This window comes from Vibrio sp. THAF190c (genome assembly GCF_009363355.1).
GTDB classification, from domain to species: Bacteria; Pseudomonadota; Gammaproteobacteria; order Enterobacterales; family Vibrionaceae; genus Vibrio; species Vibrio fortis_A.
Window position 1 is genome coordinate 3281096 of the sequence record NZ_CP045338.1, and the last position, 22483, is coordinate 3303578.

General features: G+C 47.2%; 20 protein-coding genes and 1 pseudogene. 6 read left to right on the top strand and 15 right to left on the bottom strand.

Annotation, left to right across the window (positions count from 1 at the left end; translation table 11 throughout):
* Nucleotides 1-217 precede the first annotated feature (217 nt).
* A pseudogene (locus FIV04_RS14915) lies at nucleotides 218-1063 on the bottom strand (YifB family Mg chelatase-like AAA ATPase); the annotation flags it as partial.
* 471 nt (nucleotides 1064-1534) lie between these two features.
* On the opposite strand from FIV04_RS14915, the gene ilvG reads away from it, so the two are divergent.
* The 5 genes from ilvG to ilvA are packed head-to-tail and all read left to right on the top strand — an operon-like array spanning nucleotide 1535 to nucleotide 7853.
* Nucleotides 1535-3181 (top strand): acetolactate synthase 2 catalytic subunit, encoded by a 1647-nt coding sequence (gene ilvG, locus FIV04_RS14920; protein WP_032548652.1) that lies wholly within the window; start codon nucleotides 1535-1537, stop codon nucleotides 3179-3181.
* Nucleotide 3182: 1 nt separating this feature from the next.
* Nucleotides 3183-3467: an acetolactate synthase 2 small subunit gene (gene ilvM / locus FIV04_RS14925; protein ID WP_032548651.1), complete on the top strand. Its 285-nt coding sequence runs from the start codon at nucleotides 3183-3185 to the stop codon at nucleotides 3465-3467.
* Between the two features lie 12 nt (nucleotides 3468-3479).
* A complete protein-coding gene (locus tag FIV04_RS14930) occupies nucleotides 3480-4430 on the top strand; it encodes a branched-chain amino acid transaminase (RefSeq protein WP_152469495.1) in 951 nt (316 codons plus the stop codon).
* 18 nt (nucleotides 4431-4448) lie between these two features.
* Nucleotides 4449-6305, top strand: coding sequence for a dihydroxy-acid dehydratase (gene ilvD / locus FIV04_RS14935; protein WP_152469496.1), 1857 nt, complete (start codon nucleotides 4449-4451; stop codon nucleotides 6303-6305).
* A 3-nt stretch (nucleotides 6306-6308) separates the two neighbouring features.
* On the top strand, nucleotides 6309-7853 hold the full coding sequence (gene ilvA, locus FIV04_RS14940; RefSeq protein WP_150870628.1) for a threonine ammonia-lyase, biosynthetic: 1545 nt from the start codon (nucleotides 6309-6311) through the stop codon (nucleotides 7851-7853).
* Between the two features lie 71 nt (nucleotides 7854-7924).
* On the opposite strand, the gene punR is transcribed toward ilvA, so the two are convergent.
* Nucleotides 7925-8839 (bottom strand): DNA-binding transcriptional activator PunR, encoded by a 915-nt coding sequence (punR, locus tag FIV04_RS14945; protein WP_032548647.1) that lies wholly within the window; start codon nucleotides 8837-8839, stop codon nucleotides 7925-7927.
* A 162-nt stretch (nucleotides 8840-9001) separates the two neighbouring features.
* Between punR and punC the strand changes: the two genes are divergently transcribed.
* Nucleotides 9002-10213 carry a purine nucleoside transporter PunC gene (gene punC, locus FIV04_RS14950; protein ID WP_152469497.1) on the top strand — a complete coding sequence of 404 codons (1212 nt, stop codon included), beginning with the start codon at nucleotides 9002-9004 and terminating at the stop codon, nucleotides 10211-10213.
* Nucleotides 10214-10283: 70 nt separating this feature from the next.
* Here punC and FIV04_RS14955 read toward each other — a convergent pair whose 3' ends face one another.
* The 13 genes from FIV04_RS14955 to FIV04_RS15015 all read right to left on the bottom strand — a co-directional run bounded on the left by FIV04_RS14955 (nucleotide 10284) and on the right by FIV04_RS15015 (nucleotide 22469).
* Nucleotides 10284-11894, bottom strand: coding sequence for a diguanylate cyclase (locus tag FIV04_RS14955; protein WP_152469575.1), 1611 nt, complete (start codon nucleotides 11892-11894; stop codon nucleotides 10284-10286).
* A gap of 224 nt (nucleotides 11895-12118) precedes the next feature.
* Nucleotides 12119-13480, bottom strand: a complete 1362-nt coding sequence (glmU, locus tag FIV04_RS14960; RefSeq protein ID WP_152469498.1) for a bifunctional UDP-N-acetylglucosamine diphosphorylase/glucosamine-1-phosphate N-acetyltransferase GlmU — start codon at nucleotides 13478-13480, stop codon at nucleotides 12119-12121.
* A 161-nt stretch (nucleotides 13481-13641) separates the two neighbouring features.
* Nucleotides 13642-14064: a F0F1 ATP synthase subunit epsilon gene (locus FIV04_RS14965; protein WP_032548643.1), complete on the bottom strand. Its 423-nt coding sequence runs from the start codon at nucleotides 14062-14064 to the stop codon at nucleotides 13642-13644.
* 18 nt (nucleotides 14065-14082) lie between these two features.
* A complete protein-coding gene (gene atpD, locus FIV04_RS14970; RefSeq protein ID WP_150870625.1) occupies nucleotides 14083-15486 on the bottom strand; it encodes a F0F1 ATP synthase subunit beta in 1404 nt (467 codons plus the stop codon).
* Between the two features lie 51 nt (nucleotides 15487-15537).
* The gene (gene atpG, locus FIV04_RS14975) at nucleotides 15538-16404 is read right to left on the bottom strand and encodes a F0F1 ATP synthase subunit gamma (RefSeq protein WP_032548641.1); all 867 of its coding nucleotides are present in this window, start codon (nucleotides 16402-16404) and stop codon (nucleotides 15538-15540) included.
* A 48-nt stretch (nucleotides 16405-16452) separates the two neighbouring features.
* Complete coding sequence (gene atpA, locus FIV04_RS14980; RefSeq protein ID WP_150896022.1) at nucleotides 16453-17994, bottom strand: F0F1 ATP synthase subunit alpha; 1542 nt, start codon at nucleotides 17992-17994, stop codon at nucleotides 16453-16455.
* Nucleotides 17995-18007: 13 nt separating this feature from the next.
* On the bottom strand, nucleotides 18008-18541 hold the full coding sequence (gene atpH / locus FIV04_RS14985) for a F0F1 ATP synthase subunit delta (RefSeq protein WP_032548639.1): 534 nt from the start codon (nucleotides 18539-18541) through the stop codon (nucleotides 18008-18010).
* A gap of 15 nt (nucleotides 18542-18556) precedes the next feature.
* Nucleotides 18557-19027, bottom strand: coding sequence for a F0F1 ATP synthase subunit B (gene atpF / locus FIV04_RS14990; RefSeq protein WP_032548638.1), 471 nt, complete (start codon nucleotides 19025-19027; stop codon nucleotides 18557-18559).
* 71 nt (nucleotides 19028-19098) lie between these two features.
* Nucleotides 19099-19353: a F0F1 ATP synthase subunit C gene (atpE, locus tag FIV04_RS14995; RefSeq protein ID WP_010319963.1), complete on the bottom strand. Its 255-nt coding sequence runs from the start codon at nucleotides 19351-19353 to the stop codon at nucleotides 19099-19101.
* Nucleotides 19354-19404: 51 nt separating this feature from the next.
* Nucleotides 19405-20202, bottom strand: coding sequence for a F0F1 ATP synthase subunit A (gene atpB, locus FIV04_RS15000; RefSeq protein WP_032548636.1), 798 nt, complete (start codon nucleotides 20200-20202; stop codon nucleotides 19405-19407).
* An 8-nt stretch (nucleotides 20203-20210) separates the two neighbouring features.
* The gene (locus tag FIV04_RS15005) at nucleotides 20211-20600 is read right to left on the bottom strand and encodes a F0F1 ATP synthase subunit I (protein ID WP_032548635.1); all 390 of its coding nucleotides are present in this window, start codon (nucleotides 20598-20600) and stop codon (nucleotides 20211-20213) included.
* A gap of 190 nt (nucleotides 20601-20790) precedes the next feature.
* A complete protein-coding gene (locus FIV04_RS15010) occupies nucleotides 20791-21672 on the bottom strand; it encodes a ParB/RepB/Spo0J family partition protein (protein ID WP_032548634.1) in 882 nt (293 codons plus the stop codon).
* A 23-nt stretch (nucleotides 21673-21695) separates the two neighbouring features.
* Nucleotides 21696-22469, bottom strand: a complete 774-nt coding sequence (locus tag FIV04_RS15015) for a ParA family protein (protein WP_032548633.1) — start codon at nucleotides 22467-22469, stop codon at nucleotides 21696-21698.
* Nucleotides 22470-22483 lie beyond the last annotated feature (14 nt).

Sequence of the window (22483 nt, forward strand, 5' to 3'; positions counted from 1 at the left end):
ACACTACATCATTATAAATCAAAAATAGACATGCTTTTTCTATTAAGTGATCTAAATCAAGCCCACTAGTATTTTAAAACAATGTTAACATTTAACTAAATTAAAATTACATACAAAACACTAGAACAACGAAGCACAGCCATAGACTCACTTCTCGTTTATCCGTGTTCATTATCATTTATCAATGTTCACCTCCAATTAGTCATGGAACTTACACTCCCCCCACCAATGCCGCCATCGAGCTTGAATGATGCGGGGAACGAAATGGACGCTGCTTCCAGTTGTATTGATTGATCTCTTGCTGGGTGAGTGACGCGACGGAAGCCGTCTCCATCGCTTCGTCATCACTCATCTCAGGCAGTAAATCACAAAGGCGTGAGGCAAGCATGGTCTTGCCCGTACCGGGTGGACCTAAAAACAGTAAGTTATGATTGCCAGCCGCCGCGATCTCTAACGCTCGTTTGCCTTGTTGCTGACCAATAATATCTTGCAGGTCTCGAGTCATGTGCTCTTGAGAGAGAGGCTCAGAGACATCGTTTAAGTTCAGCGTACTTTGACCACAAAGGTAGCCGCACACCTCGAGCAGTGTTTGGGCGGACTTATGCTCCCCTTGTCCAACCAAAGCAGCTTGCTCACCGTTATCATGCGGGACCACCAGAGCGCGATTCGCCTTATCACACGCCAAGGTTGCGGGTAATACGCCTTTGACTGTACGCAATTCACCAGACAGAGCGAGCTCACCAATGAACTCATGACTCAAGACTTTACTTTCAGGCAACTGCTCAGAGGCGACCAAAATCCCCAGAGCGATCGGCAGATCGAAGCGCCCTCCCTCTTTCGGAAGGTCGGCAGGAGCGAGATTGACTGTTATGCGCTTGGCTGGAAATTCAAATCGTGAATTGATGATTGCACTGCGCACGCGATCTTTAGACTCTTTGACCGTTGTCTCTGGTAACCCGACTAAAGAGAACCCTGGCATTCCGTTGCTGATATGCACCTCGACGGTGACCGCAGGTGCTTCCACACCGACGCTGGCGCGACTATGAATAATTGCGAGTCCCATAGCTTTCCTTTGTTATTGATTTAAAAGTATTCAGCCTGGGTATTCGTTCCTCACCAAAGCCATAAGATTGTTATATAGCTTGGTGGAATTAGTTTTTAATGTGAAAAAAGAATGACATTTTGCTTGTCAGGAAACAGTTTTCTGTGATAACACTAGAGATAGATGGTTTTACATACGACAATCGACGAGAAAGCTCGGATTTTATGACACTAAACACACGCCTATACGCACTGATTAACCTGATTATCGTGGTCATTATTATGACGACGCGGGGGCGTGTGGATAAAAAATAGCCACAAATTTTTAAAACCCCCGCACTGACAAGTCCGGGGGTTTTTTCTAATTTATAGATTCGATTTTTATACTTTGAAGCATTTTCGGCTACGCCGATAGACAGGAAGAATGGGAGCACACGATGTGCAGCAACAAAAAAAATAGTTACCAAAATACCGGTAACCAGGGGGATTTACGATGAAAGGTGCAGAATTAGTCGTATCCGCTTTGAAGCAGCAGGGTATAGACACCGTATTTGGTTATCCAGGTGGTGCCATAATGCCAATCTACGATGCGTTATACGACGGTGGTGTGGAACACATACTATGTCGTCACGAGCAAGGTGCTGCAATGGCCGCCATAGGAATGGCGAGAGCCACTCAGGATGTTGCAGTATGTATGGCGACCTCTGGTCCAGGCGCCACTAACCTAGTCACCGGCCTTGCCGATGCATTTATGGACTCAATCCCCCTCGTCGCCATTACTGGCCAAGTCGCTAGCTCCCACATTGGTACTGATGCCTTCCAAGAAATGGATGTGATCGGTATGTCCCTCTCTTGTACTAAGCATAGTTACCTTGTTACTGACATTGAAGACCTTGCACCAACCTTAGCAGAGGCCTTTGAAGTAGCTAAAACGGGTCGTCCAGGCCCTGTTATCGTTGATATCGCCAAAGATGTGCAACTTGCAGAAGCTCCAGTAGAAGTTCTTCCTTCTTTCACGCCACCAGCAATACCTGTGGCACCACAAGAAGCGATCGAGACGGCACAACAAGTCCTCTCTCAAGCTACCCGCCCTGTTCTCTACGTTGGTGGTGGTGTTCAACTGGCAAAGGCAACCGACTCTGTTCGTGAGTTCCTACGTCTTAATCCAATGCCAGCGGTTAGCACATTAAAAGGCTTAGGTACCATCGAGCGCGATGACCCACATTACCTAGGTATGCTAGGTATGCACGGCACTAAAGCGGCTAACTTAGTCGTTCAAGAATCCGACCTACTGATCGTAGTCGGCGCGCGCTTTGATGACCGAGTAACGGGCAAGCTAGATACCTTTGCGCCACACGCAAAAGTCATTCACATCGATATTGATGCGGCAGAGATCCACAAGCTTCGTCATGCACACGCTCCACTGCGTGGTGACATCAACACCATTCTTCCTCAGTTAGAGCTGACTCAAGACATCAGCCCTTGGGTTCATCATTCTGAGAGCTTACGCAGCACGTTCAAGTGGCGCTATGACCACCCTGGTGACCCAATCTTCGCACCACTGCTGCTTAAGCAACTTTCTGACATGATGCCGGATAGCTCAATTGTCTCAACCGACGTTGGTCAACACCAGATGTGGGCAGCACAGCACATTCAGCCTCGTCAGCCGCAGAACTTCATCACCTCAGCTGGCTTAGGCACCATGGGCTTTGGTTTGCCTGCAGCGATGGGAGCAGCCGTTGCTCGCCCAGATGATCAATCAATCCTTATCTCAGGTGATGGTTCATTCATGATGAATGTTCAAGAGCTTGGGACACTTAAACGTCGCCAGATCCCAGTGAAAATGGTGCTACTTAACAACTCGCGCCTTGGTATGGTTCGTCAATGGCAATCGCTGTTCTTCGATGGTCGCCACAGTGAAACCATCCTAGATGACAACCCTGATTTCGTAATGCTCGCGAAAGCCTTCGATATTCCGGGCAAAACCATCACCAAGAAGGAAGAGGTTGAGCCAGCTATCAAAGAGATGCTTGAGAGCAAAACAGCTTACCTTCTGCATGTACTAATCGACGAAGAAGAGAACGTATGGCCACTTGTACCACCTGGTGCATCAAACAGTGATATGTTGGAGAACACGTAACATGGAAAGATATTTACTAGACATTAAAGCCGATGATAAGCCGGTACTGTTAGAGCGTGTTCTTCGTGTTATTCGTCACCGTGGTTTCATCGTTAAGCAGGTTGCCGGTACGCAGAACCATGAGAGCAAAATCGCGAGTGTTGAGATCATCGTTGATAGCGACCGCCCTATCTCTTTCTTGGTTAATCAGATTGAAAAGCTATGGGATGTACGCACTGTCGATGTGATTTCCATTAGCCGTAACGAACTACCAAACAATAACTTACAACAAAAGATTGGTGCATAAGGAAGCGCAAACATGACAGCAAAAACAGCAGACTACATTTGGTTTAATGGTGAGATGGTTCCTTGGGCTGAGGCGAACGTTCACGTCTTAACTCACGCTATGCACTACGGTACTTCAGTATTTGAAGGGGTTCGTTGCTACAACACTCCAAATGGCCCAATAATTTTCCGTCATCCAGAGCACGCGAAGCGCCTAAAAGACTCAGCCAAGATCTACCGCTTCCCTATTCCTTACACGGAAGAGGAGATCATGGACGCCACACGCGAAACACTGCGTCAAAATAAGCTTGAGTCTGCCTACATCCGCCCTCTTGGCTTTGTCGGTAATGTTGGCCTAGGTGTATGTCCTCCAGAAAATACTGAGATGGACCTAGTCATCGCCGCCTTCCCATGGGGTTCGTACCTAGGTGAAGAGGCTCTAGAAAACGGCGTAGATGCGATGATTTCAAGCTGGAATCGCGCAGCACCTAATACCATCCCAACCGCAGCAAAAGCGGGCGGTAACTACCTATCATCACTACTGGTTGGTGGTGAAGCTCGTCGTCACGGCTACGATGAAGGTATCGCACTGAGTGTCGATGGTTACCTTTCAGAAGGAGCTGGTGAGAACATCTTCGTCGTGAAAGACGGCGTGATCACAACGCCACCAACGACCAGCGCAATCTTGCCTGGTATTACACGCGACAGCATCATGACTCTAGCCCGTGATCGCGGCTATGAAGTACGTGAAGCCAATATTGCACGTGAAGCACTTTACCTAGCAGATGAAATATTCATGACAGGTACAGCAGCTGAAATCGTGCCAGTACGTACAGTTGATAAGATTGAAGTCGGTTGTGGTAAACGCGGCCCAATCACTAAAGTAATGCAAGACCTTTACTTTGGCCTATTCAACGGCACCACAGAAGATAAGTGGGGCTGGTTGGATTACGTTTACCCAGAACAAGCACCTTCAGCTCAATAATTTATAAGGAAGTAGCAAATGTCTTCGGCTCCAAAAATCAAATATCGCAGCGCAACTACAACTCACGGCCGCAACATGGCGGGTGCTCGTGCCCTTTGGCGTGCGACGGGTGTAAAAGATGATGACTTCGGTAAGCCAATCATCGCTGTTGTAAACTCATTCACTCAATTTGTTCCAGGCCACGTTCACCTTAAAGATATGGGTCAGCTGGTCGCAGGTGAAATCGAAAAAGCGGGCGGTATCGCTAAAGAATTCAATACCATTGCAGTTGATGATGGTATCGCGATGGGTCACGGCGGCATGCTTTACTCGCTGCCTTCACGTGAATTGATCGCTGACTCTGTAGAGTACATGGTCAATGCACACTGTGCCGACGCGATGGTGTGTATCTCTAACTGTGACAAAATCACTCCGGGAATGATGATGGCAGCGATGCGTCTCAACATCCCAGTGATCTTTGTTTCTGGTGGCCCAATGGAAGCAGGTAAAACCAAGCTTTCTGATCAGATCATCAAGCTAGACCTTGTTGATGCGATGATCCAAGGTGCCGATCCAACAGTTTCAGATGAACAGAGCGAGCAGATTGAGCGTTCAGCTTGTCCAACTTGTGGTTCTTGTTCAGGCATGTTCACAGCAAACTCAATGAACTGTCTAACGGAAGCTCTAGGCCTATCTCAGCCAGGTAACGGCTCTATGCTAGCGACCCACGCAGACCGTGAGCAGCTATTCATCAATGCTGGTAAGCGCGTTGTTGAACTGACTAAGCGCTACTACGACCAAGGCGATGAATCAGCACTACCACGCAACATCGCCAACCGTGCAGCCTTTGAGAACGCTATGGCGCTAGATATCGCGATGGGTGGTTCTAGTAACACGGTTCTTCACCTGCTAGCAGCAGCACAAGAAGGTGAGATCGACTTTGATATGAACGACATCGATGAGATGTCACGTCGCGTTCCTCACCTATGTAAAGTGGCACCATCTACTCAAAAATACCACATGGAAGACGTACACCGCGCCGGTGGTGTAATGGCGATTCTGGGTGAACTAGACCGCGCAGGCCTACTCAATGGCTCAACCAGTACTGTTCTTGGCATGACAATGCAGCAACAGCTTGCTGAATACGACATCATGCAAACTGAGAATGAAGACGTTCTTAAGTTCTTCCGTGCTGGCCCTGCAGGTATCCGTACAACCCAAGCCTTCTCTCAAGATTGCCGCTGGGACCGCCTAGATGACGACCGCACCGATGGTTGTATCCGTTCAAAAGAGAACGCATTTAGCCAAGAGGGTGGCCTAGCCGTTCTATCTGGTAATATCGCGGTTGACGGCTGTATCGTTAAAACAGCAGGTGTGGATGAAGAGAACCTTAAGTTCCAAGGTCCAGCTATCGTATTCGAAAGCCAAGATACAGCAGTAGAAGGTATCCTAGGTGGCAAAGTGAAAGCGGGTGAAGTGGTTGTTATCCGTTACGAAGGCCCTAAAGGTGGCCCTGGTATGCAAGAGATGCTATACCCAACGACTTACCTGAAGTCTATGGGCCTAGGCAAGTCTTGTGCACTGCTAACGGATGGCCGTTTCTCTGGTGGTACGTCTGGTCTATCTATTGGTCACGCCTCTCCAGAAGCAGCAAGTGGCGGTACTATTGGCCTTGTTCAAGATGGCGATATCATCACTATCGATATCCCTAGCCGTTCTATCTCGCTAGACGTTCCAGAAGAAGAGCTTGCTGCTCGTCGTACGAAACAGGATGAGCTTGGCTGGAAACCAGCTGATCGCCAACGCGAAGTGTCATTCGCACTTAAAGCTTACGCAAGCATGGCGACCAGTGCCGACAAAGGCGCAGTGCGCGATAAGTCGAAACTTGAGGGCTAATCTATGAGCGATGACACCTCAACGCCCCGTTTACAATCTGGTGCAGACTACCTGCGCCAGATACTAAGAGCTCCTGTTTATGAAGCGGCTATCGTTACGCCGCTGCAAGAGATGCCACGCCTGAGCGCACGTATCGGTAACCAGGTTCAGCTTAAACGTGAAGACCGTCAGCCGGTTCACTCGTTCAAGCTGCGTGGTGCCTATAACATGGTATCCAGTCTTTCTGAACAACAGAAAGCTGCAGGTGTAATTGCAGCATCGGCAGGTAACCATGCTCAAGGCATGGCTCTGTCTGGCTCTAAGCTAGGTATTCAGACCACGATTGTGATGCCAAAAACCACCCCAGACATCAAAGTAGATGCAGTACGTGGCTTCGGTGGCAACGTGGTTCTGCACGGCAGCAACTTTGATGAAGCGAAGGCTGAAGCAGAACGCCTTTCAGCTGAGCACGGCTATACCTTTGTACCTCCCTTCGATCACCCATTAGTAATTGCAGGTCAAGGCACCATGGGTATGGAGATGCTGCAGCAGAATGGTCATCTCGATTATATCTTTGTACCCGTTGGTGGTGGTGGTTTAGCCGCAGGTGTTGCTGTGCTGATTAAGCAGTTAATGCCAGAAATCAAAGTAATTGCAGTAGAGCCAGAGGATTCCTCTTGCCTCAAAGCGGCATTGGATGCCGGTGAACCCGTAGTACTGGATCAGGTCAGTATGTTTGCCGATGGAGTTGCAGTTAAGCGCATTGGTGAAGAGACCTTCCGCCTATGCCAGCAGTACATCGATGGCCATATTGCCGTTTCTAGCGATGAGATCTGCTCTGCAGTAAAAGACATCTTTGAGGATACTCGTGCGATTGCCGAACCTTCTGGTGCGCTTGCTCTGGCAGGTTTGAAGAAGTTTGCTGAGCAGAACCAACTGCAAGGCAAGCAACTGGCGACAGTATTGTCTGGTGCCAACACTAACTTCCATGGTCTGCGCTATGTGTCCGAACGTTGTGAACTGGGTGAGAAGCGCGAGGGTTTGCTTGCGGTGACAATTCCAGAACGCCAAGGCGCTTTCCTCGAGTTCTGCAATATCATCGGCGGCCGTGCTGTGACAGAGTTTAACTACCGCCATAACGACGACAGCCTAGCGAACATCTTCGTCGGTGTGCGTCTCAATGGTGGGCAGGAAGAGCTCGATAGCATCATCTCTGATCTTCGTGAGGGCGGCTATCCGGTAGTCGACCTCTCAGATGATGAGATGGCGAAACTGCATATCCGATATATGATTGGTGGTAAGCCATCTAAGCCATTGAAAGAACGTCTATACAGCTTTGAGTTCCCAGAATACCCAGGTGCTCTGATCAAGTTCCTCGATACGCTTGGCACCCACTGGAACATTAGCCTGTTCAACTACCGTAATCACGGTGCCGACTATGGTCGTGTTTTGTGTGGATTTGAATTGAGTGACGACGACCTTGCACAATTCTCAACTCACCTGCGTGAGCTTGGCTACCAATGCAAAGATGAAACCGATAACCCTTCGTACAAGTTCTTCTTGTCCTAACAGATTGTTATCTAATAAAAAGAGCGAGCATTGACTCGCTCTTTTGGATCTTAACTATAAAGATCGTTCAACTAGATCGCCTTGCGATGATCCAACCAATCTCGATGCAATTGATCACTGGATCCTAAGTAATTCACCATCCACTCGATCAACTTATGATTATCGTCTTTGCGCCACACAAGGCAGCACTGACTAAGAGGGCTCGGCTCCGGCAGTATTTTCTCCACCAGCAAGCCTTGCTCAATGATAGGGGCAGCAATATGACGTGGCATATAGCCAACCCCTACTCCATTCTTAAGGCATTCAATAGCACTGTACCAATTAGGCAGCAGCAAGCGCCTTTGATTAGCGTAGTGACCCGTATGACGCTTGGGCAATACGCTCGAGGTGTCATCTAAACAGATAGCTGGGAACTGACTGACAAAGGTCTCATCAAGGTTCTGCTCTCGCACACACGGATGACTTGGCGACATAACAAATGCCCAATCGAGCGGCCCCATCTCTTTAACCTCAAAGTCACCGCCCACCGGAATCGCAGAAGTGGCACCAATCACAATATCGGCACGCCCTTGAGCGATCGCCTCCCAAGAACCATTGAACACCTCCATATTGATCTGCAGTTCAGCAAAATCAAAGGTCTCATAAAACTCTTCAATCATCGGCTTCATCTTGTCGAGCTTAACCACGTTATCTAGGGTTAAGCGCAGAGTCTTTTTCCACCCTCGGGCTGCTCGCTTGGTCTGGGCACTGACCTCTTCCATCTGGCGCAATAAAGAGCGTGCCTCTTCGATAAACACCTCTCCGGCAGGTGTCAGTTCAACCTTTCTCGGCAGGCGCTTAAACAACAGCACACCAAGTTCTTGCTCTATCTGACGAACCCCGTAGCTGATCGCTGATGGCACCTTGTGCAGTTGTTCAGCCGCAGCCGTGAAACTTCCCAACCTCGCCACAGTGTCGAGCATTTCTAACGATGATTTAGAGAACATAAGCCTTCAAATTTTTTGATTGATAACCACATATTTTAGCGTTTTATTTTAACAAAGCAGAAAAATAGAATGTCAGCGTACATAAAACGGGCATGACGTCACCCAACAACAAACAATAATTTTGATGATAAATACATCACTACAACAGCTTAATGGCATTTTATGAATATTTCTAAGTTTCAGCTGACCTACCTTGCAGTTCTGTCCATGCTAGGTTTCATCGCGACCGATATGTATCTACCTGCATTTAAGGCAATGGAGATCGACTTTGCAACCGGCCCAGAGCAGATTGCCCTATCTCTAACGGTATTCCTTGGCGGCATGGCAATGGGTCAGCTTCTTTGGGGTCTTGCCAGCGATAAATATGGCCACCGCAACACACTGGCTGTCGGTCTAGTTCTGTTTACGGCAGCATCATTTGGTTTGGCTTTCAGCACTGAGGTTTGGCAACTGCTGACACTGCGCTTTATCCAAGCGATCGGTGTCTGTGCTCCTGCTGTGATCTGGCAAGCGATGGTAATCAAGCGCTATTCACAAAGCAGCAGCCAACAAATTTTTGCAACCATCATGCCTTTAGTGGCGCTATCTCCAGCACTGGCGCCTCAACTGGGTGTGCTTCTAGCGGATAACTTTGGTTGGCACAGCATCTTCATTACTCTAACTCTAATGGGTGCGCTATTGGTTGCAACTACGATGGCTCAACCAAAAGAACAACCAGAGGTAAAACAAACCTCTATTAAATCTGATATTAAGGCGCTAGTTAAATCTAAACCTTACTTGGGTAATGTACTGATGTTCGCTTCAGCATCGGCCGCTTTCTTTGCCTACCTAACGGGCATGCCAGAGATCATGGCTCAGCTAGGTTATGAAGCAAAAGACATTGGCCTAAGCTTTATCCCACAGACGATTGCGTTTATGGCGGGTGGCTACTTTGGTAAACAAGCGGTGAAGAAATACGGTGATGGTGTGGTGCTGCGCAACCTAGTGGGTCTATTCAGTGTGGCGGCAATGCTTATCTTCATCGCCTCACAGTGGGAACTGATGTCTATTTGGCCTCTATTAGCCCCATTCTGTCTGATTGCAGTAGCAAATGGCGCACTTTACCCAATCGTAGTAAACCGCGCGCTATCAAGTGCCAAACAGAGCCCAGCGACGGCTGCAGGTCTACAGAACAGCTTACAGATCTGTATTAGCAGCCTAGCAAGTGCACTGGTTGCAGCAATGGCAAGCCAAGCACTGAGCGTTACCGGTGTCGCTATCGTGATCTGTCTGGGTGGCTTATGGTTTGGTTACATCTTCTCAAATAAAGAGCTGTCTCAGCACTTCTCTGCGCCGGATAACTCGCGCGTAGTCGCTGAAGACAACCAGGACTAGCCTGCTCATTCATTCAAAACTAAAAAGAGCGAGTTTAATACTCGCTCTTTTCTTCTCTCATAGAACTCAATCAGCTCTCACTCTCCACCACTTCCAGCGCTGGCGCCTTATGACGACTGTACTCATCGTAGTTAATTACACGGCTACGCCCCATATCCTTGGCCATGTACAACGCACTGTCTGCCATCTTAACCAGAGATTCTGTATCAGAAGCTGGCTTAGGGTAAGTCGCGACACCAATAGAAACGCCCAGCTGCCCTAGAGATAAGCCTTTGTGTTCCAGGTGCATCGAGCGCACAGCATCACATAGACCTTGAGCAAACTCCGTCGCTTGTTGCATAGAATAGTGCGGCAGCAACACCGCCAACTCTTCCCCACCAAGGCGACAAGCAATCTCATCTTCACTAACACTCTGCTTGAGTAGTGCACTGATCTCTTTTAGTACAAAGTCGCCCGCGTCATGACCAAAGTTGTCATTGAAGCGTTTGAAGTGATCCAAATCGAGCATTAATAGCGATAGTGGCTGCTCGCTGGTGGCTGAATTCATCGAGTGTTCTTCCAGTTTTTGCTCGAAGAAGCGACGGTTGAATAGACCCGTGAGCGGATCGCTTAGGGCCTGAGAGCGCAGTTTCTCTTGCAGGCTCAGATTAGCCAGTGCCAAGCCTAGGTGCTCAGACACACTAAAAGCCAGTTGCTCGGTAATAGGGTCAATCATGATGTGACCTTGGCCAAAATAGAGATGCATAATGCCAATGGTGTTGCCATGCGCGGTCAATGGAATGCACAGGGTTTGGTTGTTTTCCATCTCGTGCATGTGTCCGCAAGTCAACGAGTGAAAATCATCATTCGATTGATGTGGGCGCCCCTTACGCAGAGACCAGCACTCTTCAGGCGCAAAACTTGAGCTACCTGGCCAAGTTTCGCCCCAGTCTAGCTGGGTAATTAATTGGTTACGTGAGGCACGCATCAGTGAAACACTACCGTTAATGTTGCCAAGGATTCTCGGCAAGATATCAGAGACGATTTGCTGCGCTTCAACCATGTTGTTACACGCCGCCAGCATGTTGGCTAAGCGGTGCATCAACTCAATCTCATGAGTACGCTGACGGATGCGCTCATCTTGCTTCTTCTGCTCTTCTTCAACGCGGTGAGTGATCTGGCGGTTGCTGACGTAAGAGGTACCGATCAAGAAGCTCAAACTCAGTAACACCATACCAATCAGAATGCCCATCAGCTGGAAGTTCATCTGCTTAAGCTGATGCATTGGCGAGGAGATCACCACCACAAAGTCTTTGCCCTGCACACTCTCTTTTTGTGAGTAGTAGATACGGTCAATAGAGGTGACGGTACTAAAACGCACATCACTACCGTTACCATGCTTCAGCGCCTGCTGAAATTCAGGGCGATCACTATGATTTTCAACCCGAGCAAGCGCATGGTCAGAGAGATCGGTATCTCCGATCACAACCCCTTGTGGGTCGATGACTTGAATTCTTAATCGCGTATTGGCTTGGGTAAGGTCGCCAATGTAGTCATCAATATCGGTATCAGCCGTAAACGAGCCGCTGTCCTCACGAATCTCATAGATCACATCCGACATTAACGAGACCAAATGCTCACGCTCGTTCTCAACCACCAGCTTTTCCAACGTCACGTAAAAGCCGTACAGCCCAATCAGCATTGAAAAAGATAAGATGATGATCGGCATGGTCTGCCATTTTTTCTCAACCAATCTCATTATCTCTATTTCACCTTAACTTTACAGAACCCCAACCCGAATAATAACAATACAACAACAAAATACAATTGGAGCGTTGATGAATTTATTAGCAGCGCACAATAAAAAGAGCCAGTTACTCGCGTAACTGGCTCTTTCATATATCTATTGTTCAATAATGGATGCGATTATTTTTTCTTCACTGGACGCTGCCAATTTGCAATCTTGCGCTCTTTAGCGCGACTGATCACTAGCTCGCTCTCAGCAACATCACGAGTAACTGTTGAGCCAGCACCAACCGTTGCACCATTGGCAATCGTCACAGGAGCAATCAACTGGCTATCAGAGCCAACAAACACGTCATCGCCAATGATGGTCTTGAACTTGTTCGCGCCATCGTAGTTACACGTAATAGCACCTGCACCAACGTTAACGCGTTGACCAATCTCTGCATCGCCAAGGTAAGTCAGGTGGTTTGCCTTAGAGCCTTCACCTAGACGCGTATTCTTCACTTCGACGAAGTTACCCACGTGTGAGTCATTACGCATGTCTGCACCAGGACGCAGGCGAGTAAATGGACCAACCGTACAGTCTTCACCAACAGTCGCGCCTTCAATTACGCTGTATGGGCGAATCACAGTGTTGTCGTCGATCTCACAATCTTTCAGCACACAACCAGCACCGATCGTCACGTTATCGCCAATGCTTACGCTACCTTCGATGATCACGTTAACATCAATCTCAACGTCCATACCGCACTGCAGTTCACCACGTAAATCAAAACGGCTTGGGTCACGCAGCATAACGCCCTGCTTCAGCAGTTTGTCTGCTTGCTCTGCTTGGTAAGCACGCTCTAGACGAGCAAGTTGAGAGCGATCGTTAACGCCCTCAACTTCGATAGGGCTGTTTGGATGTACCGCTTCTACCGCACGACCTTCATCGTGAGCTGCTGCGATAACGTCTGTTAGGTAGTACTCGCCTTGTGCGTTGTCATTGCTTAGACCAGACAACCAGCGTTTAAGATCGCCACCCGTAGCAACCATAACGCCCGTGTTGATCTCTTTGATAAGCTTCTGCTCATCTGTCGCATCTTTTTGCTCAACTATCGCAACCACTGGACCATTCTTACGAATAATACGGCCGTAACCTGTTGGGTTATCTAATACAACAGTCAGCAGCGCAATGCCGCCAGTTGGTTGTGCATCTAATAGGTTTTCAATGGTTTCAGCTGAGATCAGTGGAACATCACCGTACAGAACCAGCACTTTCTCATCATCAGCAAAGTGCGCTGACGCTTGATCGACTGCGTGACCTGTACCTAGTTGCTCCGCTTGTAGCGCCCAGTTAACTTGCTCTTCAGCAAGAGTCGCTTTCATCTGGTCGCCACCGTGGCCGTAAACAAGGTGGATGTTTTGTGCACCCAAGCCGTTACAAGTATCGATAACGTGTTTAACCATTGGCTTACCCGCAAGGGTATGTAGCACCTTTGGTGTGTTTGAGTACATGCGAGTGCCTTTACCCGCCGCGAGGATAACCGCGCTGAAATTCATTGGAACAACCTATCTGACGTTATTTTAGTTAAGACGATATTGTAACCGTTTTTAGCTAACAAATTAAATAATCTGATGATTTAACACATATGGCTTATCCAAAAATGCAAAAAGGCGACCCTTAGGTCGCCTTTATCTCAGTATCGATAATTTCTATAAAATTAACGACGCTGTTTTGTCAGTTCGATAACTCGTAACTGAGCAATGGCTTTAGCCAGTTCACCGGCCGCTTGTGCGAAGTCCATGTCGCCATGCTGATTTTGGATATTCTCCACAGCCTTGCGCTTAGCTTCTTCCGCCTTTGCTGCGTCTAGCTCTTCACCACGGATAGCTGTATCAGCCAGTACAGTCGCTGTACCAGGCTGAACTTCTACCATACCACCAGAAACATAAATGATTTCTTCGTGGCCGTGCTGCTTAACAATACGCACCATACCAGGCTTGATAGCGGTCAGCAGCGGTGTGTGACCATGGAAAATACCAAGTTCACCTTCGCTACCGGTCACCTGAAACGTCTCAACAAGACCAGAGAAAAGCTTTTTCTCTGCACTTACTACGTCTAGGTGAAAGGTTATTGCTGCCATATCGCCTCCTAGTTAGCCTTATAGCTTCTTAGCATTCTCAATAGCTTCGTCGATAGTACCGCAGTACATGAACGCTTGCTCTGGAATGTCATCGTATTCACCGTCTAGTAGACCTTTGAAGCCACGTAGAGTCTCTTTAAGAGGTACGTAAACGCCTGGGTCACCTGTAAATACTTCCGCTACGTGGTAAGGCTGAGTTAGGAACTTCTCAATCTTACGAGCACGAGATACAACTTGCTTATCTTCTTCAGATAGCTCGTCCATACCTAGAATAGCAATGATGTCTTTAAGCTCTTTGTAGCGCTGAAGTGTACGTTGTACACCTTGAGCGATATCGTAGTGCTCTTGACCAACTACTAATGGATCTAGTTGACGTGAAGTTGAATCTAGCGGGTCGATCGCTGGGTATAGACCCATAGCTGCGATGTTACGGTTAAGTACAACCGTTGCATCCAAGTGCGCGAACGTTGTTGCTGGAGATGGGTCAGTCAAGTCATCCGCAGGTACGTATACCGCCTGTACAGACGTGATAGAGCCTTGCTTAGTTGACGTGATACGCTCTTGTAGAACACCCATTTCTTCAGCTAGTGTAGGTTGGTAACCTACCGCAGAAGGCATACGGCCTAGAAGTGCTGATACCTCAGTACCTGCAAGTGTGTAACGGTAGATGTTATCTACGAATAGTAGAACGTCACGACCTTCGTCACGGAAACGCTCTGCCATTGTTAGACCAGTCAGTGCAACACGCAGACGGTTACCTGGTGGCTCGTTCATCTGACCGTAAACCATCGCTACTTTAGATTCTTCAGGTTTTTCAACGTTTACAACGCCTGCTTCCTGCATCTCAAAGTAGAAATCGTTACCTTCACGAGTACGCTCACCTACACCTGCAAATACAGATAGGCCAGAGTGCTGAAGTGCGATGTTGTTGATAAGTTCCATCATGTTAACGGTCTTACCTACACCTGCACCACCGAATAGACCGATTTTACCACCCTTAGCGAATGGACAAACCAAGTCGATTACTTTAACACCTGTTTCTAGAAGTGCTGTCTCGTTAGACTGCTCTTCGTAGCTAGGCGCTTCGCGGTGAATTGCGTAGTGCTCTTCTGCACCGATTTCACCACACTCATCAATCGCGTCACCTAGAACGTTCATGATACGACCTAGGGTCTTAGTACCTACTGGTACTGAGATTGGCGCGCCAGTATTTTCTACTGTCAAACCACGACGTAAACCATCAGAGCTACCCATTACGATTGCGCGAACTACGCCACCGCCAAGTTGTTGCTGAACTTCAAGAACTAGACGTTCTTTAGCTTCAGTAACGTTCAGAGCGTCGTATACACGTGGTACTTCACCCTGTGGGAACTCTACGTCGACTACTGCACCGATGATCTGTACGATCTTACCTGTAGCCATCGTTAATCCTCTAACTATTTAGTTTTACCTAAGCTTTAACCGAAAAAGCGATTAAACCGCTGATGCGCCTGAAACGATCTCAGAAAGTTCTTGTGTGATTGCCGCTTGACGGGCTTTGTTGTACACAAGTTCTAAGTCATCAATTAGGTCGCTAGCGTTGTCTGTTGCAGCTTTCATAGCAATCATTCGAGCCGCTTGCTCACAAGCAAGGTTCTCTACCACACCTTGGTACACTTGAGATTCGACGTAACGAACCAATAGTGCATCTAGTAGTGGTTTTGGCTCAGGCTCATAAATGTAGTCCCAAGCATGATTGCGCTGCATGTCTTCGCTATCCGATTTAGGCAAAGGAAGTAATTGATCGATCGTTGGTTCTTGTACCATAGTGTTTTCAAACTTGTTGAACACTACGAACAGGCGATCCAATTCACCTTCATCATATTTCTTCAGCATTACGCTTACAGAACCGATCAAGTCTTCAAGGCTTGGGCTATCGCCTAGGCCAGAAACTTGAGCCGCTACTTTCGCGCCGCTGTTGTTGAAAAATGCTGTTGCTTTTGAACCGATAATTGCCAGTTCAACGTCAGCACCTTTCTCAGACCAGTCTTTCATGTCTAACATAGCTTTCTTGAACAAGTTGATGTTCAAGCCGCCACATAGACCACGGTCTGTAGAAACGATGATGTAACCAACACGTTTGGCTTCACGTTCCTCAAGATAAGGATGCTTATACTCAAGGCTACCGTTAGCCAAATGACCGATCACTTTACGCATTGTTTCTGCATATGGACGAGTAGCTTCCATTGCGTCTTGAGAACGACGCATTTTTGAAGCTGCTACCATTTCCATTGCTTTCGTAATCTTCTGTGTGCTTTTAACACTACCGATTTTATTACGTATCTCTTTTGCGCCGGCCATCGTTACTCTCCGTTAATGGTATGAGGTGACCCTAAGGCCACCCACCAATTACCAGGTCTGGGTTGCTTTGAAATCGTCAGCAAGCTTCTTCAGCTCAGCTTCGATATCATTGTTGTAAACACCCGTTTTGTCGATCTGCGTTGCAAGATCGGCATAGTGACTGCGAGCATACGATAGTAAAGCAGCTTCAAAATCTAGCAGCTTATCAAGCGCTACATCTTGAAGGTAACCACGCTCTGCAGCGAAGATTACTAGTGCTTGGTCAAATACAGACATTGGAGCGTACTGCTTCTGCTTCATTAGTTCTGTAACTTTTTGACCGTGGTCTAGCTGCTTCTTAGTCGCTTCATCAAGGTCAGACGAGAACTGTGCGAATGCCGCAAGTTCACGGTACTGTGCTAGAGCTGTACGGATACCGCCAGATAGCTTCTTGATGATTTTAGTCTGCGCTGAACCACCTACACGAGATACTGAGATACCTGGGTCAACAGCTGGACGTACGCCCGCGTTGAATAGCTCAGTTTGTAGGAAGATCTGACCATCGGTAATCGAGATTACGTTCGTCGGTACGAATGCAGATACGTCACCAGCTTGTGTTTCGATGATAGGAAGAGCAGTTAGAGAACCTGTCTTACCTTTCACTTCACCGTTAGTGAACTTTTCTACGTACTCTTCGCTTACACGAGCTGCACGCTCTAGTAGACGAGAGTGAAGGTAGAATACATCACCTGGGAATGCTTCACGGCCTGGTGGACGCTTAAGTAGTAGCGAGATCTGACGGTAAGCTACCGCTTGCTTAGATAGATCATCATAAACAATCAGTGCGTCTTCACCGCGATCACGGAAGTATTCACCCATCGCACAACCTGCGTATGGCGCTAGGTATTGTAGCGCTGCAGATTCAGAAGCAGATGCAACAACAACGATAGTGTTTTCTAGCGCGCCGTGCTCTTCTAGTTTGCGAACTACGTTAGCGATAGTCGATGCTTTCTGACCGATTGCTACGTAGATAGAGAAAATACCAGAATCTTTTTGGTTGATAATCGCATCGATCGCCATCGCTGTTTTACCAGTCTGACGGTCACCGATTACTAGCTCACGCTGACCACGACCGATTGGGATCATTGAGTCAACAGACTTGTAACCAGTTTGTACAGGTTGGTCTACCGATTTACGGTCGATTACACCTGGTGCAATTACTTCTACAGGCGAAGTCAGTTTCGCTTCGATAGGACCTTTACCATCAATTGGCTCACCCAGTGTGTTTACAACACGACCAAGTAGTTCTGGACCTACTGGCACTTCAAGAATGCGGCCAGTACCTGTAACTTTCATGCCTTCCTGAAGGTCAGCATATGGGCCCATTACAACAGCACCAACCGAATCACGGTTCAAGTTAAGTGCTAGTGCGTAGCGGCCACCCGGTAGTTCAATCATTTCACCTTGCATCACGTCCGTTAGGCCGTGAATGCTAAGAATACCATCGCTTACCGATACGATAGTACCCTCGTTGCGAGCTTCACTAACAACGTCGAAAGATTCGATACGTTGTTTAATTAGATCGCTAATTTCCGTGGAATTAAGTTGCATGCTCCAATCCCCATTAAGACTGCAATGCATCGCTCAGGCGGTCTAGACGACCACGAGCTGAGTTATCGATGACTAGGTCTCCGGCTCGAATAATAACTCCACTAAGTAGAGTCTCATCTATACTGCAATTCAGCTGAACTTTGCGCTCTAGGCGCTGTTCCAATTTGCTGCTGATGTCTGCCAGTTGTTCTTTAGAAAGTTCTACTGCTGAAGTTACTTCAACGTCGATCTCTTTCTCGTGCTCTTTTTTCAGAGCGAAGAACTCGTGACATACATCTGGAAGAGCCTTAAGTCGGCCATTCTCTGCCATCACTTTGATAAAGTTTTGGCCATGTGCATCAAATTGTTCGCCGCAGATTACAATGAAAATTTCAGCTAGCTTGCTGGCAGTTGTTGAACTGTTCAGTAGGCTAACAATATCATCGTTTTGTGCGACCTCGGCTGCGAAAGTAAGCATTTGACCCCATTGGTCTAGCTCGCCCTTCTCAACCGCAAAGTCAAAGGCTGCTTTAGCATAGGGGCGTGCGATTGTAGTCAAATCAGACATATTCAGCCCCTTGCATTAAAGTTTTGCAGTAATGTTGTCAAGAACATCTTTGTGTACTTCTTGGTCGATAGTACGTTCAAGGATTTTCTCAGCACCAGCAATTGCCAGAGTTGCGACTTGTTTGCGCAGGTCATCACGTGCACGTTTACGTTCAGCTTCAAGTTCAGCTTCTGCTTGAGCAAGAATCTTCTGGCGTTCTGCCTGAGCTTCTTCACGAGCTTCGTCTAGAATTTGTGCTTTACGCTTATTTGCCTGATCAATAACCTCAGTTGCAGTGCGCTTCGCTTCTTTCAGTTGTTCAGAAGCGTTGGCTTGTGCCAGGTTCAAATCTTTAGCAGCACGTTCAGCTGCTTGTAGACCGTCAGCAATTTTCTTCTGACGCTCTTCAATTGCTTGCATGATTGGTGGCCATACATATTTCATGCAGAACCAAACAAACATAGAAAAAGCAATCGCTTGACCTAGCAGAGTTGCGTTCATATTCACAACAGCTACCCCTCTATTCGGACTTAGTGTTAATCAATGACAAACCTGAGTTTGTCTGAAGTTAAAAGTGATTAACCTAGTTGACCAACGAATGGGTTTGCGAAAGTGAATAGAAGTGCGATTACGATACCGATCATTGGAACCGCATCCAGTAGACCTGCGATGATGAACATCTTAACTTGAAGCATAGGAGCCATTTCAGGTTGACGTGCAGCACCTTCTAGGAATTTACCACCAAGAATTGCAAAACCAATTGCAGTACCTACGGCACAAAGACCAACAATAATAGCAACAGCAATTGCTGAAAAACTTAGTACAGTTTCCATTTACGTTCTCCGATTAACATTAATAGTTAGAATAAAGCTTAAAAATTTTTTTTAGTGATCACTATCTTCGTGGGCCATTGATAGGTAAACAATTGTCAACATCATGAAAACAAATGCTTGAATCAAAATAACCAAGATGTGGAAGATAGCCCAAGGTAGAGCACCTACCCATTGTAAGTACCACGGTAGCATCGCTGCGATAAGAATGAATACAACCTCACCCGCAAACATGTTACCAAACAAACGCATACCTAGAGATAGTGGCTTCGCTAGTAACGAAATTACCTCAAGTACCAAGTTGAATGGAATCATAATTGGGTGATTGAATGGGTGTAATGCCAATTCTTTAGCAAACCCGCCAAGCCCTTTCACTTTGATGCTGTAGTAGATCATCAGAGCGAAAACGCCCAAAGCCATTGCCATGGTGATATTAACATCAGCTGTAGGAACCACTTTCAGGTAAGGGATACCTAGCCAATGCTCTGCAGGATATGGTAAGAAATCAATAGGCACTAGGTCCATCAAGTTCATTAAGATAATCCAGCAGAATATAGTCAGTGCTAGTGGAGCGATCAGCGGGTTGCGACCATGGAAAGTTTCTTTAACGTTGTCACCAACGAATTCCACTACCATTTCGACAAAACACTGAAGCTTACCAGGTACACCTGCTGTTGCTTGCTTTGCTACTGAGCGAAATACCCAAAGGAATAACGCACCAGTTAGTACAGAGAAGAACAGACTGTCTATATGTACGTTCCAGAAACTTGTCTCCTCTACAAAACCTAGCTTGGCTAAAGACAGGTTCTGTAAGTGGTGTTCAATGTATCCGGATGCTGTTGCCGCAGCCATAACTCGTCCTATTTCTTATTGTTAATGAAAAGCACTGGCGCAAAGATATTAATACCGAGAGCCAGTAAATAGGTCAGTTTGAGGGGAATTAATTCCACCTGCATATACATGTAGACAATAGAGAATAGTAAAACTGTGATTAAGATTTTTAATGCTTCGCCTGCATAGAACGACGCTGCAACCAGTTTTGTCGCACGCGCCCCACAAAAGAGAAAAGCACACACACAAAACACCACATTGGCAATGACAAAAATACCGCCACCCACCAGTGAAGCAAAACCCCAATCAGGATTAACAGCTAAACCTAACCCCACCGCCACTAATATAACCGCGCTAAGCTCGATCAATAACATTTGCTTTGCAAGCACTCGTCCTGGTCTTGCTAACGCCGCTACCATGTATTCGTTCCTCTTTTAAGCCCACTTACCACCGCTTAAAAGCGTGCTGAGAAATTGGCGAAAATTATACGTTCAGCCAAACTGATTGCAATAAAAACGCAGCAATCATTTACATTTTTGTATACAAACCGACAACTTTCGTACGAAAATTATTGTTTATTACATTATTGACCTAAGTCAATTATCTCATTTAGTCCTCTAGCTTGGCAATAAGTTGCTCTAATTTGTGAGGCTCATCAAGTGTAATCGTCACTTTTGACTTTCCTGTACCAGTTCGGACAATTGTAACGTTTGCTTGCAATTTTTCCGTCAGTCTTCGTGAAAGTTCGATGGCTTCTTGGTCTTGCGGCTGAGTTTCCGCTTCAACCTCTGGTTTTAGGCACTTTTTGACAAGTTGCTCGGTCTGGCGAACCGTCAATTGCTTGCGTGCAGCGGTGTTCGCTGCCTCTACTTGTTGCTCACCTTCTAGCGCCAACAATGCGCGAGCATGACCCATTTCAAGCTGCTTAGTCACCACCAACTCTTTCACTGGCGCTGCTAGCTGATTGAGGCGTAGAAGGTTACTCACTGTAGTACGTGATTTACCAATCACTTCAGCGACCTTCTGATGCGTTAGCTCAAACTCGTTCTGTAGACGCTCTAGCGCTTGCGCCTCTTCGATGACATTCAAGTCTTCACGCTGAATGTTCTCAATCAGAGCCATCGCAATTGCCGCGCGATCTTCAACCTTTTTCACCAAACATGGCACCTGCTTTAGGCCTGCTTGGCGAGCCGCACGCCAACGACGCTCACCGGCAATGATCTCATAATGATCTTGCGACAGTGGACGCACAACGATCGGCTGGATGATGCCTTGAGATTGAATCGATGCCGCTAACTCTTCAAGCGCGTCTGGCGCCATGTCTTTACGTGGCTGATAGACACCTGGCTTCAAGCTGCCAATCGCAAGCTCGGTTAACTCACCATCGGCAGAGAGAGCCTGACTATGAGAAGCGACTTGCTGTTTTTCACGAGCCATTGAGCTAGTTGCAAGTAATGCATCTAGCCCTTTTCCTAAACCACGTTTAGACATTGAGCGAATTCCTTTGGTTTGATTTAAACTGGGACTTCTTCACGACGTAACATCTCGCCAGCGAGTGCCAAGTAGGCCTTTGCTCCGGCGGAGTATTTGTCGTAGTACATCGCTGGTTTGCCATGGCTTGGAGCCTCAGCAAGACGTACATTTCTAGGGATCACAGTTCGGTAGACCTTGCTACCAAAATGCTTCTTGAGTTGATCAGACACTTCATTCGACAAGCGGTTGCGAGGATCATACATAGTACGAAGTAAGCCTTCGATCTTCAGATTCTCATTCACAACAGCTGCCAGTTTACTGATGGTATCCATCAAGGCAGTTAAACCCTCTAACGCAAAGTATTCACACTGCATCGGAACCAAAACAGAGTCCGCCGCAGCCATCGCATTAATTGTAAGAAGGTTTAGAGAAGGGGGGCAATCAATAAAGATGAAATCATAGTTATCGCGAACTGACGCGAGGGCATTCTTAAGCCTCACTTCACGCGCAAACACTTCCATCAGCTTGATTTCAGCCGCGGTAACATCACCGTTGGCTGCGATGAGATCGTAGTTTCCCGACGTACTGCGGCAAACTACCTCATCAAAAGGTGTGTCTTCAACCAGTAAATCGTAAGCAGTTGCTTCAACCTGATACTTGTCGACACCGCTTGCCATAGTGGCATTACCCTGTGGATCGAGATCGACAACCAAAACTTTGCGCTTAGTGGCGGCCATAGAGGCTGCCAAATTAATGCAAGTTGTTGTTTTTCCTACACCACCTTTCTGGTTGGCAATTGCTACAATTCTACCCACTATGGCCTCGCTGA

Coding starts and splice junctions, on each gene's coding strand:
- ilvA (WP_150870628.1), top strand. CDS start 6,309: ATGAGCGATGACACCTCAACGCCCCGTTTACAATCTGGTGCAGACTAC.
- ilvG (WP_032548652.1), top strand. CDS start 1,535: ATGAAAGGTGCAGAATTAGTCGTATCCGCTTTGAAGCAGCAGGGTATA.
- atpE (WP_010319963.1), bottom strand. CDS start 19,353: ATGGAAACTGTACTAAGTTTTTCAGCAATTGCTGTTGCTATTATTGTT.
- punR (WP_032548647.1), bottom strand. CDS start 8,839: ATGTTCTCTAAATCATCGTTAGAAATGCTCGACACTGTGGCGAGGTTG.
- FIV04_RS14930 (WP_152469495.1), top strand. CDS start 3,480: ATGACAGCAAAAACAGCAGACTACATTTGGTTTAATGGTGAGATGGTT.
- glmU (WP_152469498.1), bottom strand. CDS start 13,480: ATGAATTTCAGCGCGGTTATCCTCGCGGCGGGTAAAGGCACTCGCATG.
- atpA (WP_150896022.1), bottom strand. CDS start 17,994: ATGCAACTTAATTCCACGGAAATTAGCGATCTAATTAAACAACGTATC.
- punC (WP_152469497.1), top strand. CDS start 9,002: ATGAATATTTCTAAGTTTCAGCTGACCTACCTTGCAGTTCTGTCCATG.
- FIV04_RS15010 (WP_032548634.1), bottom strand. CDS start 21,672: ATGTCTAAACGTGGTTTAGGAAAAGGGCTAGATGCATTACTTGCAACT.
- atpG (WP_032548641.1), bottom strand. CDS start 16,404: ATGGCCGGCGCAAAAGAGATACGTAATAAAATCGGTAGTGTTAAAAGC.
- FIV04_RS15005 (WP_032548635.1), bottom strand. CDS start 20,600: ATGGTAGCGGCGTTAGCAAGACCAGGACGAGTGCTTGCAAAGCAAATG.
- atpH (WP_032548639.1), bottom strand. CDS start 18,541: ATGTCTGATTTGACTACAATCGCACGCCCCTATGCTAAAGCAGCCTTT.
- atpB (WP_032548636.1), bottom strand. CDS start 20,202: ATGGCTGCGGCAACAGCATCCGGATACATTGAACACCACTTACAGAAC.
- atpD (WP_150870625.1), bottom strand. CDS start 15,486: ATGGCTACAGGTAAGATCGTACAGATCATCGGTGCAGTAGTCGACGTA.
- ilvM (WP_032548651.1), top strand. CDS start 3,183: ATGGAAAGATATTTACTAGACATTAAAGCCGATGATAAGCCGGTACTG.
- ilvD (WP_152469496.1), top strand. CDS start 4,449: ATGTCTTCGGCTCCAAAAATCAAATATCGCAGCGCAACTACAACTCAC.
- FIV04_RS14965 (WP_032548643.1), bottom strand. CDS start 14,064: ATGGCAGCAATAACCTTTCACCTAGACGTAGTAAGTGCAGAGAAAAAG.
- FIV04_RS14955 (WP_152469575.1), bottom strand. CDS start 11,894: ATGCTGATTGGGCTGTACGGCTTTTACGTGACGTTGGAAAAGCTGGTG.